The 14,761-nt window shown below is 67.5% G+C and carries 21 protein-coding genes; 14 read left to right on the top strand and 7 right to left on the bottom strand.

The genetic code is table 11. The features are described from left to right. Positions 1 to 148 precede the first annotated feature (148 nt). The 4 genes from AC3ANJ_RS09720 to AC3ANJ_RS09705 all read left to right on the top strand — a co-directional run bounded on the left by AC3ANJ_RS09720 (position 149) and on the right by AC3ANJ_RS09705 (position 2,487). Positions 149 to 991 carry an SDR family oxidoreductase gene (locus AC3ANJ_RS09720; protein WP_406250242.1) on the top strand — a complete coding sequence of 281 codons (843 nt, stop codon included), beginning with the start codon at positions 149 to 151 and terminating at the stop codon, positions 989 to 991. A 117-nt stretch (positions 992 to 1,108) separates the two neighbouring features. Next, positions 1,109 to 1,267, top strand: a complete 159-nt coding sequence (locus tag AC3ANJ_RS09715) for a hypothetical protein (RefSeq protein ID WP_406250243.1) — start codon at positions 1,109 to 1,111, stop codon at positions 1,265 to 1,267. A 24-nt stretch (positions 1,268 to 1,291) separates the two neighbouring features. Continuing rightward, the gene (locus AC3ANJ_RS09710; protein WP_406250244.1) at positions 1,292 to 1,705 is read left to right on the top strand and encodes a hypothetical protein; all 414 of its coding nucleotides are present in this window, start codon (positions 1,292 to 1,294) and stop codon (positions 1,703 to 1,705) included. A gap of 500 nt (positions 1,706 to 2,205) precedes the next feature. Next, on the top strand, positions 2,206 to 2,487 hold the full coding sequence (locus tag AC3ANJ_RS09705; RefSeq protein WP_488316145.1) for a hypothetical protein: 282 nt from the start codon (positions 2,206 to 2,208) through the stop codon (positions 2,485 to 2,487). Here AC3ANJ_RS09705 and AC3ANJ_RS09700 read toward each other — a convergent pair. After that, positions 2,478 to 2,918, bottom strand: a complete 441-nt coding sequence (locus tag AC3ANJ_RS09700; RefSeq protein WP_406250246.1) for a winged helix-turn-helix transcriptional regulator — start codon at positions 2,916 to 2,918, stop codon at positions 2,478 to 2,480. The two genes, AC3ANJ_RS09705 and AC3ANJ_RS09700, sit on opposite strands and share 10 nt — an antisense overlap. 89 nt (positions 2,919 to 3,007) lie before the next feature. Between AC3ANJ_RS09700 and AC3ANJ_RS09695 the strand changes: the two genes are divergently transcribed. Next, positions 3,008 to 3,415 (top strand): nuclear transport factor 2 family protein, encoded by a 408-nt coding sequence (locus tag AC3ANJ_RS09695; RefSeq protein WP_406250248.1) that lies wholly within the window; start codon positions 3,008 to 3,010, stop codon positions 3,413 to 3,415. 138 nt (positions 3,416 to 3,553) lie between these two features. Here the strand turns inward: AC3ANJ_RS09695 and AC3ANJ_RS09690 are convergent, their stop codons facing one another. Both AC3ANJ_RS09690 and AC3ANJ_RS09685 read right to left on the bottom strand, forming a co-directional pair. Next, positions 3,554 to 3,979 (bottom strand): OsmC family protein, encoded by a 426-nt coding sequence (locus AC3ANJ_RS09690; RefSeq protein ID WP_406250250.1) that lies wholly within the window; start codon positions 3,977 to 3,979, stop codon positions 3,554 to 3,556. 17 nt (positions 3,980 to 3,996) lie between these two features. Next, positions 3,997 to 4,626, bottom strand: coding sequence for a cysteine hydrolase family protein (locus AC3ANJ_RS09685; protein ID WP_488316144.1), 630 nt, complete (start codon positions 4,624 to 4,626; stop codon positions 3,997 to 3,999). A gap of 121 nt (positions 4,627 to 4,747) precedes the next feature. On the opposite strand from AC3ANJ_RS09685, the gene AC3ANJ_RS09680 reads away from it, so the two are divergent. Next, complete coding sequence (locus tag AC3ANJ_RS09680) at positions 4,748 to 5,362, top strand: TetR/AcrR family transcriptional regulator (protein ID WP_488316143.1); 615 nt, start codon at positions 4,748 to 4,750, stop codon at positions 5,360 to 5,362. Positions 5,363 to 5,582: 220 nt separating this feature from the next. After that, on the top strand, positions 5,583 to 5,912 hold the full coding sequence (locus tag AC3ANJ_RS09675; protein ID WP_406250255.1) for a carboxymuconolactone decarboxylase family protein: 330 nt from the start codon (positions 5,583 to 5,585) through the stop codon (positions 5,910 to 5,912). 75 nt (positions 5,913 to 5,987) lie between these two features. Here AC3ANJ_RS09675 and AC3ANJ_RS09670 read toward each other — a convergent pair whose 3' ends face one another. Beyond that, positions 5,988 to 6,272 carry a metal-sensitive transcriptional regulator gene (locus AC3ANJ_RS09670; RefSeq protein WP_488316142.1) on the bottom strand — a complete coding sequence of 95 codons (285 nt, stop codon included), beginning with the start codon at positions 6,270 to 6,272 and terminating at the stop codon, positions 5,988 to 5,990. Between the two features lie 93 nt (positions 6,273 to 6,365). Here AC3ANJ_RS09670 and AC3ANJ_RS09665 point away from each other — a divergent pair, with 93 nt between their 5' ends. The 3 genes from AC3ANJ_RS09665 to AC3ANJ_RS09655 are packed head-to-tail and all read left to right on the top strand — an operon-like array spanning position 6,366 to position 8,342. Further along, complete coding sequence (locus AC3ANJ_RS09665) at positions 6,366 to 6,557, top strand: hypothetical protein (RefSeq protein WP_488316141.1); 192 nt, start codon at positions 6,366 to 6,368, stop codon at positions 6,555 to 6,557. Position 6,558: 1 nt separating this feature from the next. Then, the gene (locus AC3ANJ_RS09660; protein WP_488316140.1) at positions 6,559 to 6,690 is read left to right on the top strand and encodes a hypothetical protein; all 132 of its coding nucleotides are present in this window, start codon (positions 6,559 to 6,561) and stop codon (positions 6,688 to 6,690) included. Next, positions 6,687 to 8,342 (top strand): FAD-dependent oxidoreductase, encoded by a 1,656-nt coding sequence (locus tag AC3ANJ_RS09655; protein WP_488316139.1) that lies wholly within the window; start codon positions 6,687 to 6,689, stop codon positions 8,340 to 8,342. The genes AC3ANJ_RS09660 and AC3ANJ_RS09655 overlap by 4 nt, the downstream gene beginning before the upstream one ends. Before the next feature lie 46 nt (positions 8,343 to 8,388). Here the strand turns inward: AC3ANJ_RS09655 and AC3ANJ_RS09650 are convergent, their stop codons facing one another. After that, positions 8,389 to 8,733, bottom strand: a complete 345-nt coding sequence (locus AC3ANJ_RS09650) for a winged helix-turn-helix transcriptional regulator (protein WP_488316138.1) — start codon at positions 8,731 to 8,733, stop codon at positions 8,389 to 8,391. Positions 8,734 to 8,832: 99 nt separating this feature from the next. Between AC3ANJ_RS09650 and AC3ANJ_RS09645 the strand changes: the two genes are divergently transcribed. Then, the gene (locus AC3ANJ_RS09645; protein WP_488316137.1) at positions 8,833 to 9,675 is read left to right on the top strand and encodes an NmrA family NAD(P)-binding protein; all 843 of its coding nucleotides are present in this window, start codon (positions 8,833 to 8,835) and stop codon (positions 9,673 to 9,675) included. Positions 9,676 to 9,703: 28 nt separating this feature from the next. Here the strand turns inward: AC3ANJ_RS09645 and AC3ANJ_RS09640 are convergent, their stop codons facing one another. Further along, complete coding sequence (locus AC3ANJ_RS09640; RefSeq protein ID WP_488316136.1) at positions 9,704 to 12,184, bottom strand: excinuclease ABC subunit UvrA; 2,481 nt, start codon at positions 12,182 to 12,184, stop codon at positions 9,704 to 9,706. 185 nt (positions 12,185 to 12,369) lie between these two features. On the opposite strand from AC3ANJ_RS09640, the gene AC3ANJ_RS09635 reads away from it, so the two are divergent. Continuing rightward, the gene (locus tag AC3ANJ_RS09635) at positions 12,370 to 12,756 is read left to right on the top strand and encodes a VOC family protein (protein ID WP_406250266.1); all 387 of its coding nucleotides are present in this window, start codon (positions 12,370 to 12,372) and stop codon (positions 12,754 to 12,756) included. A 75-nt stretch (positions 12,757 to 12,831) separates the two neighbouring features. On the opposite strand, the gene AC3ANJ_RS09630 is transcribed toward AC3ANJ_RS09635, so the two are convergent. Then, a complete protein-coding gene (locus tag AC3ANJ_RS09630) occupies positions 12,832 to 13,278 on the bottom strand; it encodes a MarR family winged helix-turn-helix transcriptional regulator (RefSeq protein WP_406250267.1) in 447 nt (148 codons plus the stop codon). A 106-nt stretch (positions 13,279 to 13,384) separates the two neighbouring features. Here AC3ANJ_RS09630 and AC3ANJ_RS09625 point away from each other — a divergent pair, with 106 nt between their 5' ends. After that, positions 13,385 to 14,155 (top strand): MBL fold metallo-hydrolase, encoded by a 771-nt coding sequence (locus AC3ANJ_RS09625; protein ID WP_406250268.1) that lies wholly within the window; start codon positions 13,385 to 13,387, stop codon positions 14,153 to 14,155. Positions 14,156 to 14,404: 249 nt separating this feature from the next. Then, positions 14,405 to 14,752 carry a DUF5134 domain-containing protein gene (locus tag AC3ANJ_RS09620; protein ID WP_488316135.1) on the top strand — a complete coding sequence of 116 codons (348 nt, stop codon included), beginning with the start codon at positions 14,405 to 14,407 and terminating at the stop codon, positions 14,750 to 14,752. The last annotated feature ends 9 nt before the right edge of the window (positions 14,753 to 14,761 follow it).

The following is a 14,761-nucleotide window of genomic DNA, read 5'->3' as shown; positions in this document are numbered from 1 at the left end:
GTTCGGTTCGGCTCCGATTGCTGGTTCTAGACCTGTTGCTCCCTACGCAGTCAGGAGCGGGCGGAGCGGGGTGAACAAGCAATGCCCATTCGCTGCGCACCATTAGTGCACTTGATGTAACTGATGCAGTGTATGCATTAATTGGTAGATGACGATCATTGTGCATGGCGCTACTGGCGCTCAAGGTTCCCCTGTTCTTGCTGCTCTGCGTGCTGCAGGGCACAGTCCGACGGCTGCGGTTCGAGACACGGCAAATGTGGCGGGGGCGGCGGTCTCCATCGATAACGCTTCTGTCGATTCGCTCGTGCGGGCCTATACGGGTGCTGACGCGGTGTTCGTGCACCTGCCGCTCGCCAGTCCCGACCGGCAGGGCTCTTACGCGCGGGTGATCGGGGAAGCCGTCGCGATGGCTCGCCCCGGCCGAGTCGTGTTCTCGACAAGCGGTTATCCCACTGTGCTCCCCGACGGGGCGTTGACGGCGCATGGCGTGTTGGCGGAGTCTCTGGCAGCGTCCGGTATCTCGTATGCGGTCATCGCGCCCCGCATCTTCCTGGAGAATCTCCTGCTTCCCGTCACGCTCGGCCCGGCGCGTGAAAACGGAACGCTGCGCTACCCGATCCGCGATGACTACCCGGTGTCGTGGGTCTCGCATCTCGATATGGCTGATATCGCGGTCGCGCTGCTGACGGACGACTCCGTGACGGGTGTCGTTACTGCGGGGGCGCTTCCTCCGCTGTTCGGTGACATTCTCGCGGAGGGTTTTGCCCTGTACTTCGGTAAGCCTGTTGTGTTCGAGGCGCAGGAGCCCGAGGCGTACGGCGAACTGATTATCCCCATGTTTGGTGCGGATGCGGCACGGCCCGTGGTGGACTCGTACCACTTCCGGTGGACCCAGCCCGGAGAAGTGATCGACGAGGAGCGCTCGGCGCAGAAGCTCCTCGGAATCACTCCGCGCACCGTTGAAGCCTGGTTGCGCGACCTCGCCGTCTGATCGCGCTCTAGGACAGGTGACCGTATTGCCACTACGTGTTGTCGAGTTATTTCGAATCGCAATTGAATAGACAGCGGCGGGCCATGGTCGTCACCAGGGCCCGCCGTTGTCATCGTTGTGCGATCCATCGCGCTCACCGCGCTGCAACTCGTGATCATGCCGGTGTTCAAACTGATGTTCAGCGGAACCACGCTCGTCGACGTCGACTTCCAGGCCGTCCCCGTGGGCGATGTCTTCGTCTTCGACTACACGGCCGGCGCCCTGCCCGAGGGCTGAGGTGGGCTCGCGTCCTTCCTCGCCGTGCAGATCACGCTGCTCATCGCGACCGTGATCAATTTCTTCCTGCAGCGCAACGTCACCTCCAAGTCCAACACCAACGTGTGGCGCGCGGCCGCCTGGTACACCGTGGCCTACGTCGTGCTCACCTTCGGCGCCGCGGCCCTCCAGGCCCTCTACAAGACGCCGATCTACGAGCTGCTGATGATTACGTGGCGGATGGGCGCCACCGGTGAGGCGGTCGCCGACGTCGTCACGATGCTCATCAACGCGCTCATTTCGTGCGCCGTGTTCTTCCCGATCTTCAAGATCATCTTCCGGCGCGAGGTCGTCGTCGTGGACTCTCATCGTGCGATAGCTTCGGAGCTATCTGGACTCCAGAAAAGGTGGCCAAGATCGGGCTGGCAGTATTGCATCGACAAGGATGAGAGAACGTAGAAGTGCAGGACACCTTTCAATCCCAACGGCTCTTGCTTACCCGCGCATGATGCCTGATAGAGATGATCATGAAACCACGCCAGGAGATACCGCGAGGGTAGTCGCCGATGCAGAGTTTCTTCTCAAGCGCGGGCGGCGTCTACTCGCAGCAGAAACGATGTTGATAGCGGGCGATCCCAATGTAGGTGTCGTCTTGGCGGGCGAGCATCTTGCGCGGTGGTTTGCGGCCAGAAGAAGCGTACTCGCCTGGATGTTCACACGAAGCAAGGTGCGTTGAGCGCCGCGGGAGTACCTGGAGATATCGTCCCAAGATTTGCAGACTCGCGTGGCGTTCGGCTGCCTTGCGTCAATGACGATCTTCCCAAGTGAGGCGACGAGGGAAGAGCGAGTAATTGTGCAGTTGGGCTCTCGGGGGCACAGGTCGCTGCGGTGCTGGCGGGTGTCTGTCGGTTGCGAGCGAAGATAGGACGGCTGAGGGCGATGCGTCGATAATTCATGTGATGAATGAGATCGGAGTCGCGGAGGCTGCGCTACCGGGCAGCATCGTCGTCGCAACATTGGTGTCGCCGTCTGGGGCACTCTTCGGCGCGATCGGCGGCAGTTTCCTCCGATCTGACCCTGTTCCTGATCGCCGTCGCGATCACCGGGGCCGGGATCGATACGTGCGCTTCGCCGTCGACCTCGCCCTAGTCGCGGGCATCCTCTCCGGTTGCTATCTCGGCGACGACGCCGTATCTCTCACCACTGGCGGCCGCGACTACTGCCGGGGGAGTCAAGAGTGAGCGGAGAGCCAGGCCAGATGGTCGGCAGAGGCCTCCCGATTCATGATCGGCCTCGATCGCGTCAACGAGTCCTCGTCGTAGGCGGCGCGGGCCGACTCGACCTCGACGATGTGGTTCTCTGCCCATCGGCCGAGCGCTGTGAGCGGCTCTCGCAGCGTCTGCCCGAGGGGTGTGAGCTCGTACTCGACCCGTGGGGGCATCTGGTCGTAGGCGGTGCGGGAGACGATCCCGTCGCGCTCGAGGTCGCGCAGCGTCTCGGCGAGGACCTTCCCGCTGATCCCGTCCACGGCCTTCCGGATCTCCCCGAACCGCAGGCGGCCCTCGCTTAGCGCGATCAGCGTCATCGCGGTCCACTTGTTCGCGATCCGCGCCAGCGAGGTGCGCGAGGGACACGTCGCGACCATCACGTTCCACGGCGGCTGCTCGTCCATGTCTCCCCTTCGCACCAGTTACGTTGAGGTAACAGGTTACAGATCGTTACCATCAGTGTATCCACGATCCGCACGATGAAGGAGATCCCATGACCGAGAACCAGACCGCCCCCGCCGATGTCGCGGCTACCTACTTCGATGCCCTTGGCGGCGGCGACGTCCCCACCGCCATGGCCCAGCTGAGCCCGGAGGTGGTGTGGCACCAGCCCGGGGCCAACCAGTTCTCCGGGGACCACGTCGGCGTCGAGGGCGTCGGCGCGCTGCTCGGCGGGATGATGGAGGCCAGCGAAGGCAGCTTCCAGCTCGCCGTGACCGGCCCTGCGATGGTCAACGGCGAACTCGTCGCCGTCCCCGTCCGCTTCACCGGCACGCGCTCCGGCGCATCGATGGACATGGCGGGCGTGGACCTGCTGACCGTCCGCGACGGCAAGATCGTCGCCGTGCACCTGTTCTCCGAGGACAGCGCGGCGGAGGACGTCTTCTGGGGCCGCGGCTGATCGCGCCCGGCTGACGAGAGAGCAGCCCCGCGACCTCATGGTCGCGGGGCTGCTCTCTCGTTTCGCGCGACCCGTCCCGGGCGCGTCACTCACCACCCGAGCGAAATGACCACCGATCAACGATGGTCAGTCGCCTCGCTACTGCCGTACGAGCTCTGTGGTCGCCTCGATGCCGGCGTTCAGCGATCGCTTCACGGTGCACAGCTTGTCGATGACCCGTGCCGCGCTCGAGACCAGCTTGTCGTGGTCGCCGGGATCGAGCTCTTTGGAGTCCACCGCGATCTTCGTGACGAGCTTCTCCACCCGGTTCTGTTCCGCGTCGTAGACCGCGCCGACGGTCGTGACCGCATCGAAGTCCTCGCCGAGTCGGCTCACCAGCTGGGCCTCGGCGGAGAGAGACGCGCAGCCGGCCAGCGCGGCCTGCAGCAGCTCTACGGGCGAGAACGCGCCGGCTGCACCGGGCATGCCGATCTGCAGCTCGGCACCGGCGCTGTTGCGAACGGTGTAGGTGCCGGCTGCGGTGCGCTGAGCGACGAGCTCGGGAATGGGTGCATGTCCTGCCATGATCAGTATCTCCTTGTTCAGACGGCGCTGCGGCCCTGGGCGGCGGACGTCGGCAGGTCGCTCTTGGTCAGCGCCTCGCCGGCCTGCAGCGCGGCGGTCCACTGTGCGGTGTCGACGACGGCGGCCCAGTTCGAGTGCAGGAGCGTCATGAGGGTCTCGTGGACCTGCTGGGCGGAGGCGCGTCCGGCCTCGTTGGCCAGATCGACCGCGCCGGTCGCGTCTGAGAGGACCTCGACGGCGAAGCCCAGCGGCTCGGCGGCGGCCGCGGAGGCGATCACGCAGTTGTTGGTCATGTAGCCGACCAGGGTGATGGTGTCGACGCCCTGCCCGCGCAGCCAGTCCTCGAGATCGGTGTCGGCGAAGACGCTCGAGAACTGCTTGGTCACGCGGTGCGAGGCGCGCTCCTCGTGCGCGGCGACCGCGGGGTGGTTGTCCCAGGTCGGCGATCCGGCGGCGAAGACCGGGGCCTCGGCGGGCAGCTCGTGCTGCACCAGCACGACGGGGATCTCGGCCCGTTCGGCGGCCTGGACCGCGTCATCGATGCGGGCGATCGAGGCGTCGCGGTCGGGGTGCTGGACCGGGAGGAGTCCCTCGAAGTACTCCTGCTGGGCGTCGATGACGACGAGGGCGCGGCGGGGTGCGGTCATGGTTCTCTCCTGGAAGTGATGAAGGGGACTCTGGCGTGGCTGGTTGACGGTCACGCAAAGGCAGACCGACCGGTCTGCCTGCCTCCTCAGGGTAGACCGCTCGGTCTGGTATGGTCAAACTATGACGACCGGGCACGACCTCGCAGTGCAGAGCGGGCCGTCCGCGCACGAGCGGATCCTCGATGCCGCCACGCGGCTCTTCTCTGAGTACGGGGTCCGCGCGGTGGGCGTGGCCCGGGTGATCTCGGAGGCCGGGGTGGCCAAAGCCACCCTGTACGCGCACTTCCCGTCGAAGGGTGACCTCGTGCAGGCCTATCTGGCCCGCCAGGCCGATCGCGCGGAGCAGGAGATCGACGCACTCGAACAAGAGGGCGTCGGAGGGGTGCAGCTGATCCGGGCGGTCTTCGACCTGGCGGCAAGAGCGGCAGCTCAGGATGGCTATGCGGGGTGCTGCTTCATCGCGGCAACGGCTGAGCACCTCGAGGACGCGGCCGGGGTCGCCCAGGTGCTGGCCGATCAGCGCGCCTCGCTGCGGGGCAGGTTCGTGCGCTGTCTCGACGGCGACGATCCGCACCGCCGGGACCGGACGGCCCGGCAGCTCGTGGCGCTCCTCGACGGCGCGAAAGTGGCCTCGCTCGAGGACGGGGCCGCCGCCTTCGACGCTGTGGTGCCGCTGATCGACGTCCTGGTGGCTCCCTCCCAGACCAGGGCTGTCGGGGGACGAACTCAGTCCTGATCGCGCAGCTGCTCGGGGCCTAGAGCAGTGCCGTGAACGTGGCCAGAACGTCGCGACCAGCCCGCCGTCCCGTGCTCTTCGTCGTGGCCGGGGTCTGCAAGATCGTGGGTGCTCTGGCGGTCCTGAAGGTCGAAGGCGTGCGATGGCCCCGCGTCCGGTCCCGCTTGTGCCGGACGCACCCCGAACCACCATGGAAGCAACCGATCGAGAAGGAGAAGCAATGCACGACCATAACGAGGAAGCGAAGTTCATGGCGGACATCAAGGACGCTGCGCCGGAGATGGTCTCGGCCTTCTTCGGCTTCGACAAGGCCGTCTTCAAGAAGGACACCGGGAACCTCGGCCTCGCCACCCGCGAACTGATCGCAGTCGGGGTCGCAGTGACCACCCAGTGCCCGTTCTGCATCGAGGACCACGCGAAGCGTGCGATCAAGGCCGGCGCGTCCAAGGCCGACGTCGCCGAGGCCGTCATGGTCGCCGCCGCCCTCCGCGCCGGGGGAGGAGTCACCCACGGCTGGAAGGCCATGAAGGCCATCGCCGAGGACGAGTGACCTGCCCTCGACCTCATCCAGGCGGACGGCAGGACGGAGCTCCTCACGCTGCGCCCTGCCGTCAGCTTCGTCGTCTCAGGCCAGTTGCAGGAAGAGCTTCTCGAGCTCGTCAGCTGAAAGGGCCTGATCGTCGTCGGGGTCGCTCAGGCATTCCTTGAGCGCGGTCGAGATCACGAGGAACCCCGCGCGGTCGAGCGCCTTGGACACGGCGGCGAGCTGCTGGACGACGTCTCGGCAGGGCGCGCCGGTCTCTACGGCGGCAGTGACCGCCGTCAGCTGTCCCTGCGCCCTTCGGAGGCGATTGACGATCTTGCGCTGAGCGGCCTCGTCGTGGGCCGGCGAGGGGGCGGCGTCTGCCATGGCTGTCCTTCTTCCGTCGTCGAGTTGACTCCCACGATACCCCAGGGAGTATGGTTGGCATACCCCCTGGAGTATATGGACGAGGAGTCATCGATGTGCCGAGCAGTGAGGTGCCGCGTGTGCGGCAAGACGACATGGGCCGGATGCGGCCAGCATGTCCAGCAGGTCAAGCAGACGGTGCCGTCTGCGCAGTGGTGCGGCGGTTCGCACACCGCGGCGCAGCGAGAGGCTGCTGACGCGGGGCGCGGAGGGTTCCTCGCCCGCCTGTTCGGACGGAGGGGCTGACATGTGTCAGCGTGTGACATGCTCCCGCTGCGGCAAGCCGACCTGGGACGGCTGCGGGCAGCACATCGAGCAGGCGCTCGGCGACGTGCCGGTCCGCGACCGCTGCTCCTGCACGACGGGATCTGAGCGATGACCCCGAGGATCGTGGTCATCGGGGGAGTGGCGGGCGGGATGTCCGCCGCCACGCGCCTGCGCAGACTCATGGAGGACGCTCAGATCGTGGTGATCGAGCGCGGAACGGAGGTCTCCTACGCGAACTGCGGCTTGCCCTACTACGTCGGCGGCACGATCGCTGATCGCTCTTCCCTGCTGCTTCAGACCCCCGAGTCGCTGCACCGCCGGTTCCGACTCGACGTCCGGGTGCGCCACGAGGCGACGCGCATCGACACCGCGGCCCGGATCGTCGAGGTGGTCGACCTGAGCACCGGGGCGTCGACCACGGAGCCCTACGACCACCTCGTCCTGGCCCCCGGCGCGCGCCCGCGACCCCTCCGCGAGGACCCCGGGATGCCGGTCATGACGCTGCGCACGGTGCCCGACGCCGACGCGATCCACGGCGCGGTGCAGACGCCCGGCACCCCCGTCGTCGTGGTCGGAGCCGGTTACACGGGGCTGGAGGCGGTCGAGAACCTCGTCGCCCGCGGAGCCCAGGTGACGCTCGTCCAGAGAGGCGGTCAGGTGCTGTCGCCGCTGGACTCGGAGATGGCATCGCCGCTGGCAGAGGAGATCTGCGCGCACGACGTCGACCTGCGTCTGGGCACGCAGATCGACCGCATCGAGCGCGACGCCGTGGTGCTGAGCGACGGCTCCCGCATCCCCGCCGCGTTCGTCGTCGACGCCGCCGGCGTCGTCCCCGAGACTGCTCTTGCCGCCGATGCGGGCCTGTGCATCGGGGAGAGCGGCGGCATCTGGGTCGACAGCGCCAACCGCACCAGCGACCCGCACGTCTTCGCCGTCGGCGACGGCGTCGAGAAGCAGGACCTCGTCGGCGGCGATGCCGCGCTGGTGACGATGGCGGGACTGGCGAATCGGCATGGGCGAATGGTCGCCGACGTCATCGCCGGACGAGACGCCGCAGCGCGCCCGGCGCTCGGCACCGGAGTGGTGGGCGTCTTCGACCTGGTGGCCGCGAAGGTGGGCTGGAGCGAGAAGGCTCTGCGCGCCGCGGGCCGCCCGCACTATCAGGTGCACGTGCATCCGAGCTCGCATGCGGGATACTACCCCGGCGCGGAGGTGCTCTCGATCAAGCTCCTCGCCGACCCGGAGACGGACAGGATCCTGGGGGCGCAGATCGTCGGCCGCGACGGCGTGGACAAGCGCATCGACGTCATCGCCACCGCGATGCACGCAGGCCTGACCGCGGCCGAACTCGCACATCTCGAGCTCGCCTACGCGCCCCAGTTCGGATCCGCGAAGGACGCCGTGAACATCGCCGGATACGCCGCCGAGAACACACGCAACGGGACGACCCCCACGGTCCAGTGGCACGAGCTCGAACAGGCGCGCGCCGCTGGCGCATCGCTCATCGATGTCCGCTCGCGCGACGAGCACGCCGCCGGGAGCATCCCCGGGGCGGTCAACGTCCCGCTCGACGACCTGCGCGAGCGCCTCGCAGAGCTGCCGCCCGGAGAACTCGTCGTGCACTGCCAGGTCGGCCTGCGTGGCCACATCGCCACCCGCCTCCTCACACAACGAGGGCGCTCGGTCCGCAACCTCGACGGCGGGTACCGCACGTGGCTCGCCGGTCAGCGTGCTTCAGGAGAGGGCCTGCCGGCGCGGCCATAGAGGAATGCCGTGGCGACCGTGGTCTGGTTCCGAGGAGCTTCGTCGATCAGGAGCCGGCGATCGCCTGTGAGCGGCCGCTGTCGACATCCTCGGCGAGGTCGAAGACGCTCGCGGGCAGGGTCATGGCCCAGGCGTTCATCGCTTCCAGGACGGAGCGGAGATCCTGCCCAGCGGGCGTCAGCTCGTAGACGACTCGGGGCGGGATCTCGGGGTACGCGGTGCGGGTGACCAGGCCGTGCTTCTCGAACGTGCGGAGCCGACTGGTCAGCGTGTGCGCGCTGATCCGGGGCAGCGCCTCTGCCAATTCGTTGAACCGGTGCGGTCCCTTGAGCAGCTCGCGCACGATGAGCGTGGCCCATGGCCCGTCGAGCAGGGACAGGAAGCGGGCCACGCCGCACTCCTGCAGGTCGCAGTGGTCAAATCTCACATGTCCACGATAGGCCATTACTGCACTTGATGTAACTGATGCATCATATGCAGTAATGGAGTCATGACATACATCATCCATGGCGCGACCGGCGCTCAAGGCTCTCCCGTACTCACTGCTCTCACCTCCGCTGGACTCGACGCCGTCGCCGCGGTCCGAGACATCACGAAGGTCGACGGCGCGGCGATCGCCATCGACAACTCCTCGGTCGACTCGCTCGCTGACGCATATCGCGGGGCGGAGGGGGTGTTCGTGCACCTGCCCCTGGGACGTCCCGAGGACCAGCTGGCCTTCGCGCGCACCATCGCCGAGGCGGTTCGTCGGGCGACGCCGGCTCGCGTCGTCTTCTCCACCAGCGGCTACCCTCTCGACCCCACCGGCGAAGGGACGGGCGCTGTGGACGTGCTCGCCCGTGAACTGGCCTCCTCGGGGGTGTCCTACGCGATCGTCGAGCCGCGGCTCTTCCTCGAGAACCTGCTCCTGCCGGTAACGCTGGGACCCACGCGGGCCGAGGGCGCACTGCGCTACCCGATCCGCCCGGACTACGCAGTCTCGTGGATCTCCCACCTGGACGTCGCCGACGTCGTCTCCCGTCTGCTGACGGACCACTCGGTCACCGGAATCGTCTCCGTCGGTGCGCTTCCCGGCATGACCGGCGCGGACCTCGCCGCCGGCTTCGCTCGATACCTCGGGCAGGACGTGCGCTTCGAGGCGATCAGCCCCGCACGGTACGGGGAGCTGATCACCCCTCTGTTCGGCGATGACGCGGTCGCACCGGTGGTCGCCTCCTACGAGCATCGCCGGCATCAGCCCGGGGAGCTCATTCCCGAGGCGCGCTCGGCGCAGGCGCTGCTCGGCCTCAGCCCGCGCAGCGTCGAGCAGTGGCTGCGGGATCTCGGAGCCTGATCATCGGCGACGCGACCCCACGGCCCGGTCACGGTCGTGGGGTCGCGGCGAGGTACCGTCCCGTGACGCTCTCGGCAGACGCTGCGATGGCCTCGGGCGTGCCGGTGGCGATGATGCGTCCGCCGTCCGCGCCCCCTCCGGGGCCGAGGTCGATCACATGGTCGGCGTTGGCGATCATGTCCAGGTCGTGCTCGATGACGATCACGGTCGCCCCTGTCGCCAGCAACCGGTCCAGCACGCCCAGGAGCGTGCGGATGTCCAGAGGGTGCAGGCCGACGGAGGGCTCGTCGAACACGAACACCGTGCCGGTGTGCGTGCGGCCGAGCTCGGCTGCGAGCTTGAGTCGCTGAGCCTCTCCGCCGGACAGAGCGGGGGTGTCCTCGCCGAGGGTCAGGTAGCCCAGGCCGAGATCGATCAGCGTCGACAGCTTCTTGCGCACCCTCGTCCGCTCGCCGAGCAGCGGCGCAGCATCGGCGACGGTGGTGCCGAGCAGCTCGGGCAGGGACCAATGCCCGTCGCTCGTGGGAAGCCGATGCTCGGAAGCGGCGGGGCTGTAGCGGGTGCCGCCGCAGTCGGGGCACGGGATGTCGACGTCGGGGAGGAACTGCACATCCAGGACGACCTGGCCGGTGCCCTCGCACCTCGGGCAGCGCAGCGACCCGGTGTTATAGGAGAAATCCCCGGCCTTCAGACCGGCGTCCTTCGCGGACGGGAGACCGGCATAGGCACGGCGCAGGTCGTCGAGTACCCCGCTGTAGGTCGCGACGGTGGAGCGCACGTTCGTGCCGATCGGAGTCGCGTCGACCACGTCCGCCCGGGTAACCCCTGCCGCGTCGAGCGAGAGCACGTGCCCGGGGAGCGGAACACCGTCGTGGGCGGCGGCGAGGGCGGGCACGAGGCTCTCGAGCACAAGGGTCGTCTTCCCCGACCCGGACATCCCGGTCACGGCAGTGAGCCGGCCCTTCGGGAACTCGGCCTCGAGCGCGTGGACGGTGTGGATCGGGGCGGTCTTCACGCGGATCGCCCCGCGGGAGAACACCGTGGCTTCGCTCGCGCGGTCGCGGACGACCACCGTCTCGCTGCCGGCCAGGAACGGCCCGATGAGCGAGACTGGACTCTCCCGGACGGCGTCGATCGTCCCCTCGGCGAGGACCGTTCCCCCGGAGGATCCAGAACCGGGGCCGATCTCGATCATCCAGTCCGCCTCGCGCAGGACCTGCACGTCGTGATCGACGAGCACAACGGAGTTCCCGCCGTCGAGGAGATCCCGCATAACGCCGATCAGGCCCTCGATGTTCGACGGGTGCAGCCCGATCGACGGCTCGTCAAGCACGTAGAGCACGCCGGTGGTCTCATTGCGGACCGCCCGTGCAAGCTGCACGCGCTGCCGCTCCCCGGTCGACAGGGTGGAGCTGGCACGGTCGAGCATGAGGTAGCCCAGGCCCAGCTCGATCAGCCGGCGGCCCATGTCGGTGAACTGCCCAGCGATCATCTCCGCCATGGGGCGCATGTCCGCAGGCAGCGTGGCCGGAACCGTCGGCACCCAGGCCATCGTCTCCGCGAGAGTGAGGGCAGCAGCCTCGGCGAGATCCTTCCCGTCCACCTGCGTTCCCCGCGCGGCTTCGGACAGCCGGCTGCCGTGACAGGTCGGGCAGGTGTGCGCGGTGATGAACCGCTGCACGCGGGCCAGGCCCTTCTCGCTGGTGGCATTGTTCAGCGCCTCCCGGACGGCCTGTCGGGCGCTACGGTAGGTGAAGTTCAGCTCGAACAGCTTCCCGGTCTTCGAGGGCACCTCGATCTCGCGCTTCTCCGCGGGACCGTCGAGCACGATCTCCCGCTCCTGCGGGGTGAGCTCGGCGTAAGGGACGTCGATGCGGACACCGAGCGCGGCAGCGACCTGCGGCATCACCGAGAGCCCGAACATCCCCCACGGGGCGACCGCGCCCTCGGCGATCGACCGCGACGGGTCAGGGATCAGCGTCGCATCGTCGATGTCGCGCACAGTGCCCGTCCCCGCGCAGGTCGGGCACGCCCCATCCGAGTTGAACGCCAGCGACTCCGCACCCGGCGGGTAGAACTCCGCTGCGCACACTGGGCAGATCAGGTCCTTGTTCGCCGCGACGTCGATCGTCGGGGATAGCCGGTGACCGTTCGGGCACAGGTGCGAGCCGAGGCGCGAGAACATCACCCGCAGTACGTTCAGCAGCTCCGTCGACGTCCCGAAGGTCGACCGCACACCGGGCACACTCGGCCTCTGCCGTAAAGCCAATGCCGCCGGGACGTGCCGCACTGAGTCGACGCTCGCGCGAGCCGTGTGGGACATGCGCCGGCGAGTGTAGGTCGACAGCGCCTCGATGTACCGCCGAGACCCCTCCGCGTAGAGAACCCCCATCGCCAGCGACGACTTCCCTGACCCGGACACCCCCGCGATCGCGACCAGCTGCCGCAGCGGGACATCGACATCGATGCCGCGCAGGTTGTGAACCCGAGCGCCCCTCACCTCGGTCACCAAAGGAGCTCCCTCTCCAGGGCCCTCGAAGTGTTCGCTGCCCATTAGACCTCCATGCGGCTCGTTCACGACTTGTTCCATCGATCTATCTTCCATGTCAACTATATCCGGTATGCTGATGCCCCCGCCGCGCGACCGTGCAGCGGGTCGTCGAGCCCCCGGTCAGGGGGAGTGGGGAGTGGGTCATGAGTGCCCCGGCTATCGGTTCAGTGTCCTGGTTCGAGATCGGAAGTAACAAGCCTGAAGAGGTGAAGAAGTTCTACACCGAGCTGTTCGGATGGCAATTCAAGCTCAACACCGACCTCGAGGGCGTCGACTACCACGCCGCGATCACCCCGGGCTCGCCCGGCCCGACCGGCGGGATCTTCGACCACGCCGGCAGGTTCGAGGACTACGCCGTCTTCTACGTCCTCGTCGAGGACATCCCGGCCACCCTGGAGAAGGCCACAGCCCTCGGCGCGGAGGTCACGATGGAGCCGGTCATCGACGCGTCTGGAGTCAGCTTTGCGCGCCTGCGCGACGCGAACGGTCATCACTTCGGCGTGTACTCCATGCCCGCGCCCGCCGCTTGAGCTGGATTGCCAGGTGGCGGGAGGCGTCGCTGATCTCCGAGGTCTTCCGCCCCGCGTGCGGTTCACCGCAGACTGTCAAGCGGTCTTGCGGCGTTCGCCTGCGGTCGCGGACCGCAGGAGCCGCAGCCCGGTCGCCATCCGGTCCAGCTCGGCCGGGCCCAGGACAGAGGAGAAGCGGTGGGCGAGTTCGTCCTCGAACGCCGGGGCGGCCTCGTCCACCTTCGTCTTCCCAGCGGGCGTCAACACGATCAGCGTGGACCGGCGATCGTGCGGGTTGGGGACCCGTCGGCAGTACCCGGCCTTCTCGATCCGGTCGATGACCTTGCTGGCCCCACCCACGGTGATCACGAACTCCTCCGCCACGTCCTGGACACGCTGCCCCTCGCGATAGCGCAGGAGCTGCATAATCTCGAACCACGTGAGCGGCAGATCGCAGTCCAAGCGCAGCCGCGCGTCGACCGCCGCCCACAGCTCAGTCTCGAACCGCACCAGATCGTGGTAGAGCATGCGCACGTCGGTCATCCCTCACCTCACCTGCCTGCGTCGACGCCGCAGTCCGACACGAACCGTACATCGTTTCCATGGAACTATCTGCAAGCACCGTATTCTACTCCCGAAGGAGAATCTCATGACCACCCAGCCCGCCGCGATCGACGTCCCCGTCCGCGTGCTCAGCGGCCCGACCGTGCTGATCGAGTACGCCGGCCTGCGGTTCCTCACAGACCCCACCTTCGACCCGCCGGGGGAGTACCCCGTCATGCCCGGTTACGCCATGACCAAGACCACCGGGTCCCCGCTCAGCCCGGACGATGTGGGCCACATCGACGCGGTGCTGCTCTCTCACGACGAGCACGATGACAACCTCGATCGCGCCGGCCGCGCCTTCTTGCCCCGCGTCCCCGTCGTCTACACCACCGTCTCCGGCGCGGGACGTCTAGGCAGCAACGCCCACGGCCTCGCGTTCTGGGAAAAGGCCAACCTCACCGCCCCAGACGGCACCGAGGTGACGATTACCGGGCTGCCCGCACGCCATGGCCCCGAGGGCAGCGAACCTGTCTCCGGAGACGTCATCGGATTCCTCCTCACCGCCGACGGGCACCCGAGCGTCTATATCAGTGGCGACAACGCATCGCTGGACTACGTCCAGCAGATCGCGGACCTGTGCGCGCCCATCGACACGGCGATCCTGTTCCTCGGCGGAGTACGTCACAAGCCCATGCTCGACGCGCAGCTCGTGACCCTCGACAACACCCAAGCGACGTGGGTGGCACGCGCGTTGGACGCTCGACGTGTCATCCCCGCACACTTTGAAGGCTGGGCGCACTTCCAGGGAACCCGGGACGACCTCGCCGAGGCGTTCAATGCTGCGGGCCTCTCCGACAGACTCGTGTACGCGTAGCCGATCGATGCGCGCCGCCACTCTCACGCCAGACATGGAAGATGCGGGAGATGGCCAGCTGCCATCAAGCACGAGCGACGTCCCCCGTCTGTCCCTCCAGGGCGTCCCCTGACGGTTGCTCCCGAACACACGACGGGCGAGAGCGAAGACGGCTGCGTAGGCGACCATCTTCGTCATCCTTGCCTTGGTCCTCGTTCCCTCGTTCCGAGGTGTGAAGGGAACACAGACTATGGTCTCGTCGGCCACATCGTGCTCGATGCCGCGATGATCTGGACGCTCGCTGCAATGCTGCTCCTCCTGGCGGGATGGAGATGTCGGGACGCCGACGGCGCTCATTCCGGGCATTGCGGCGGTGGAGGACCCATGATCGAGTCGACGCCGGCATGGGTGGATGTCGTGAACGCCGTCTTCATCACGCTGTGCGTCGAGGCCACCGTCTGCTGGATCTGGCGCCTGTTCCGTTCGACGCATCACCGCATCCACTCCTTCTGCCATATCGCCATGGCTGCGGGCATGGGATGGATGCTGATGCTGATGCTGATGAACGGCTGGCCCGTCGAGCCGACGGAGAGACTTCTCGGAGAATATCAAGGCTGACAACCCCGC

It is taken from the genome of Microbacterium sp. STRO-1N (genome assembly GCF_057748015.1).
Note: the sequence above shows the minus strand (reverse complement) of the source record. Positions and strands in the feature narration are given on the sequence as shown.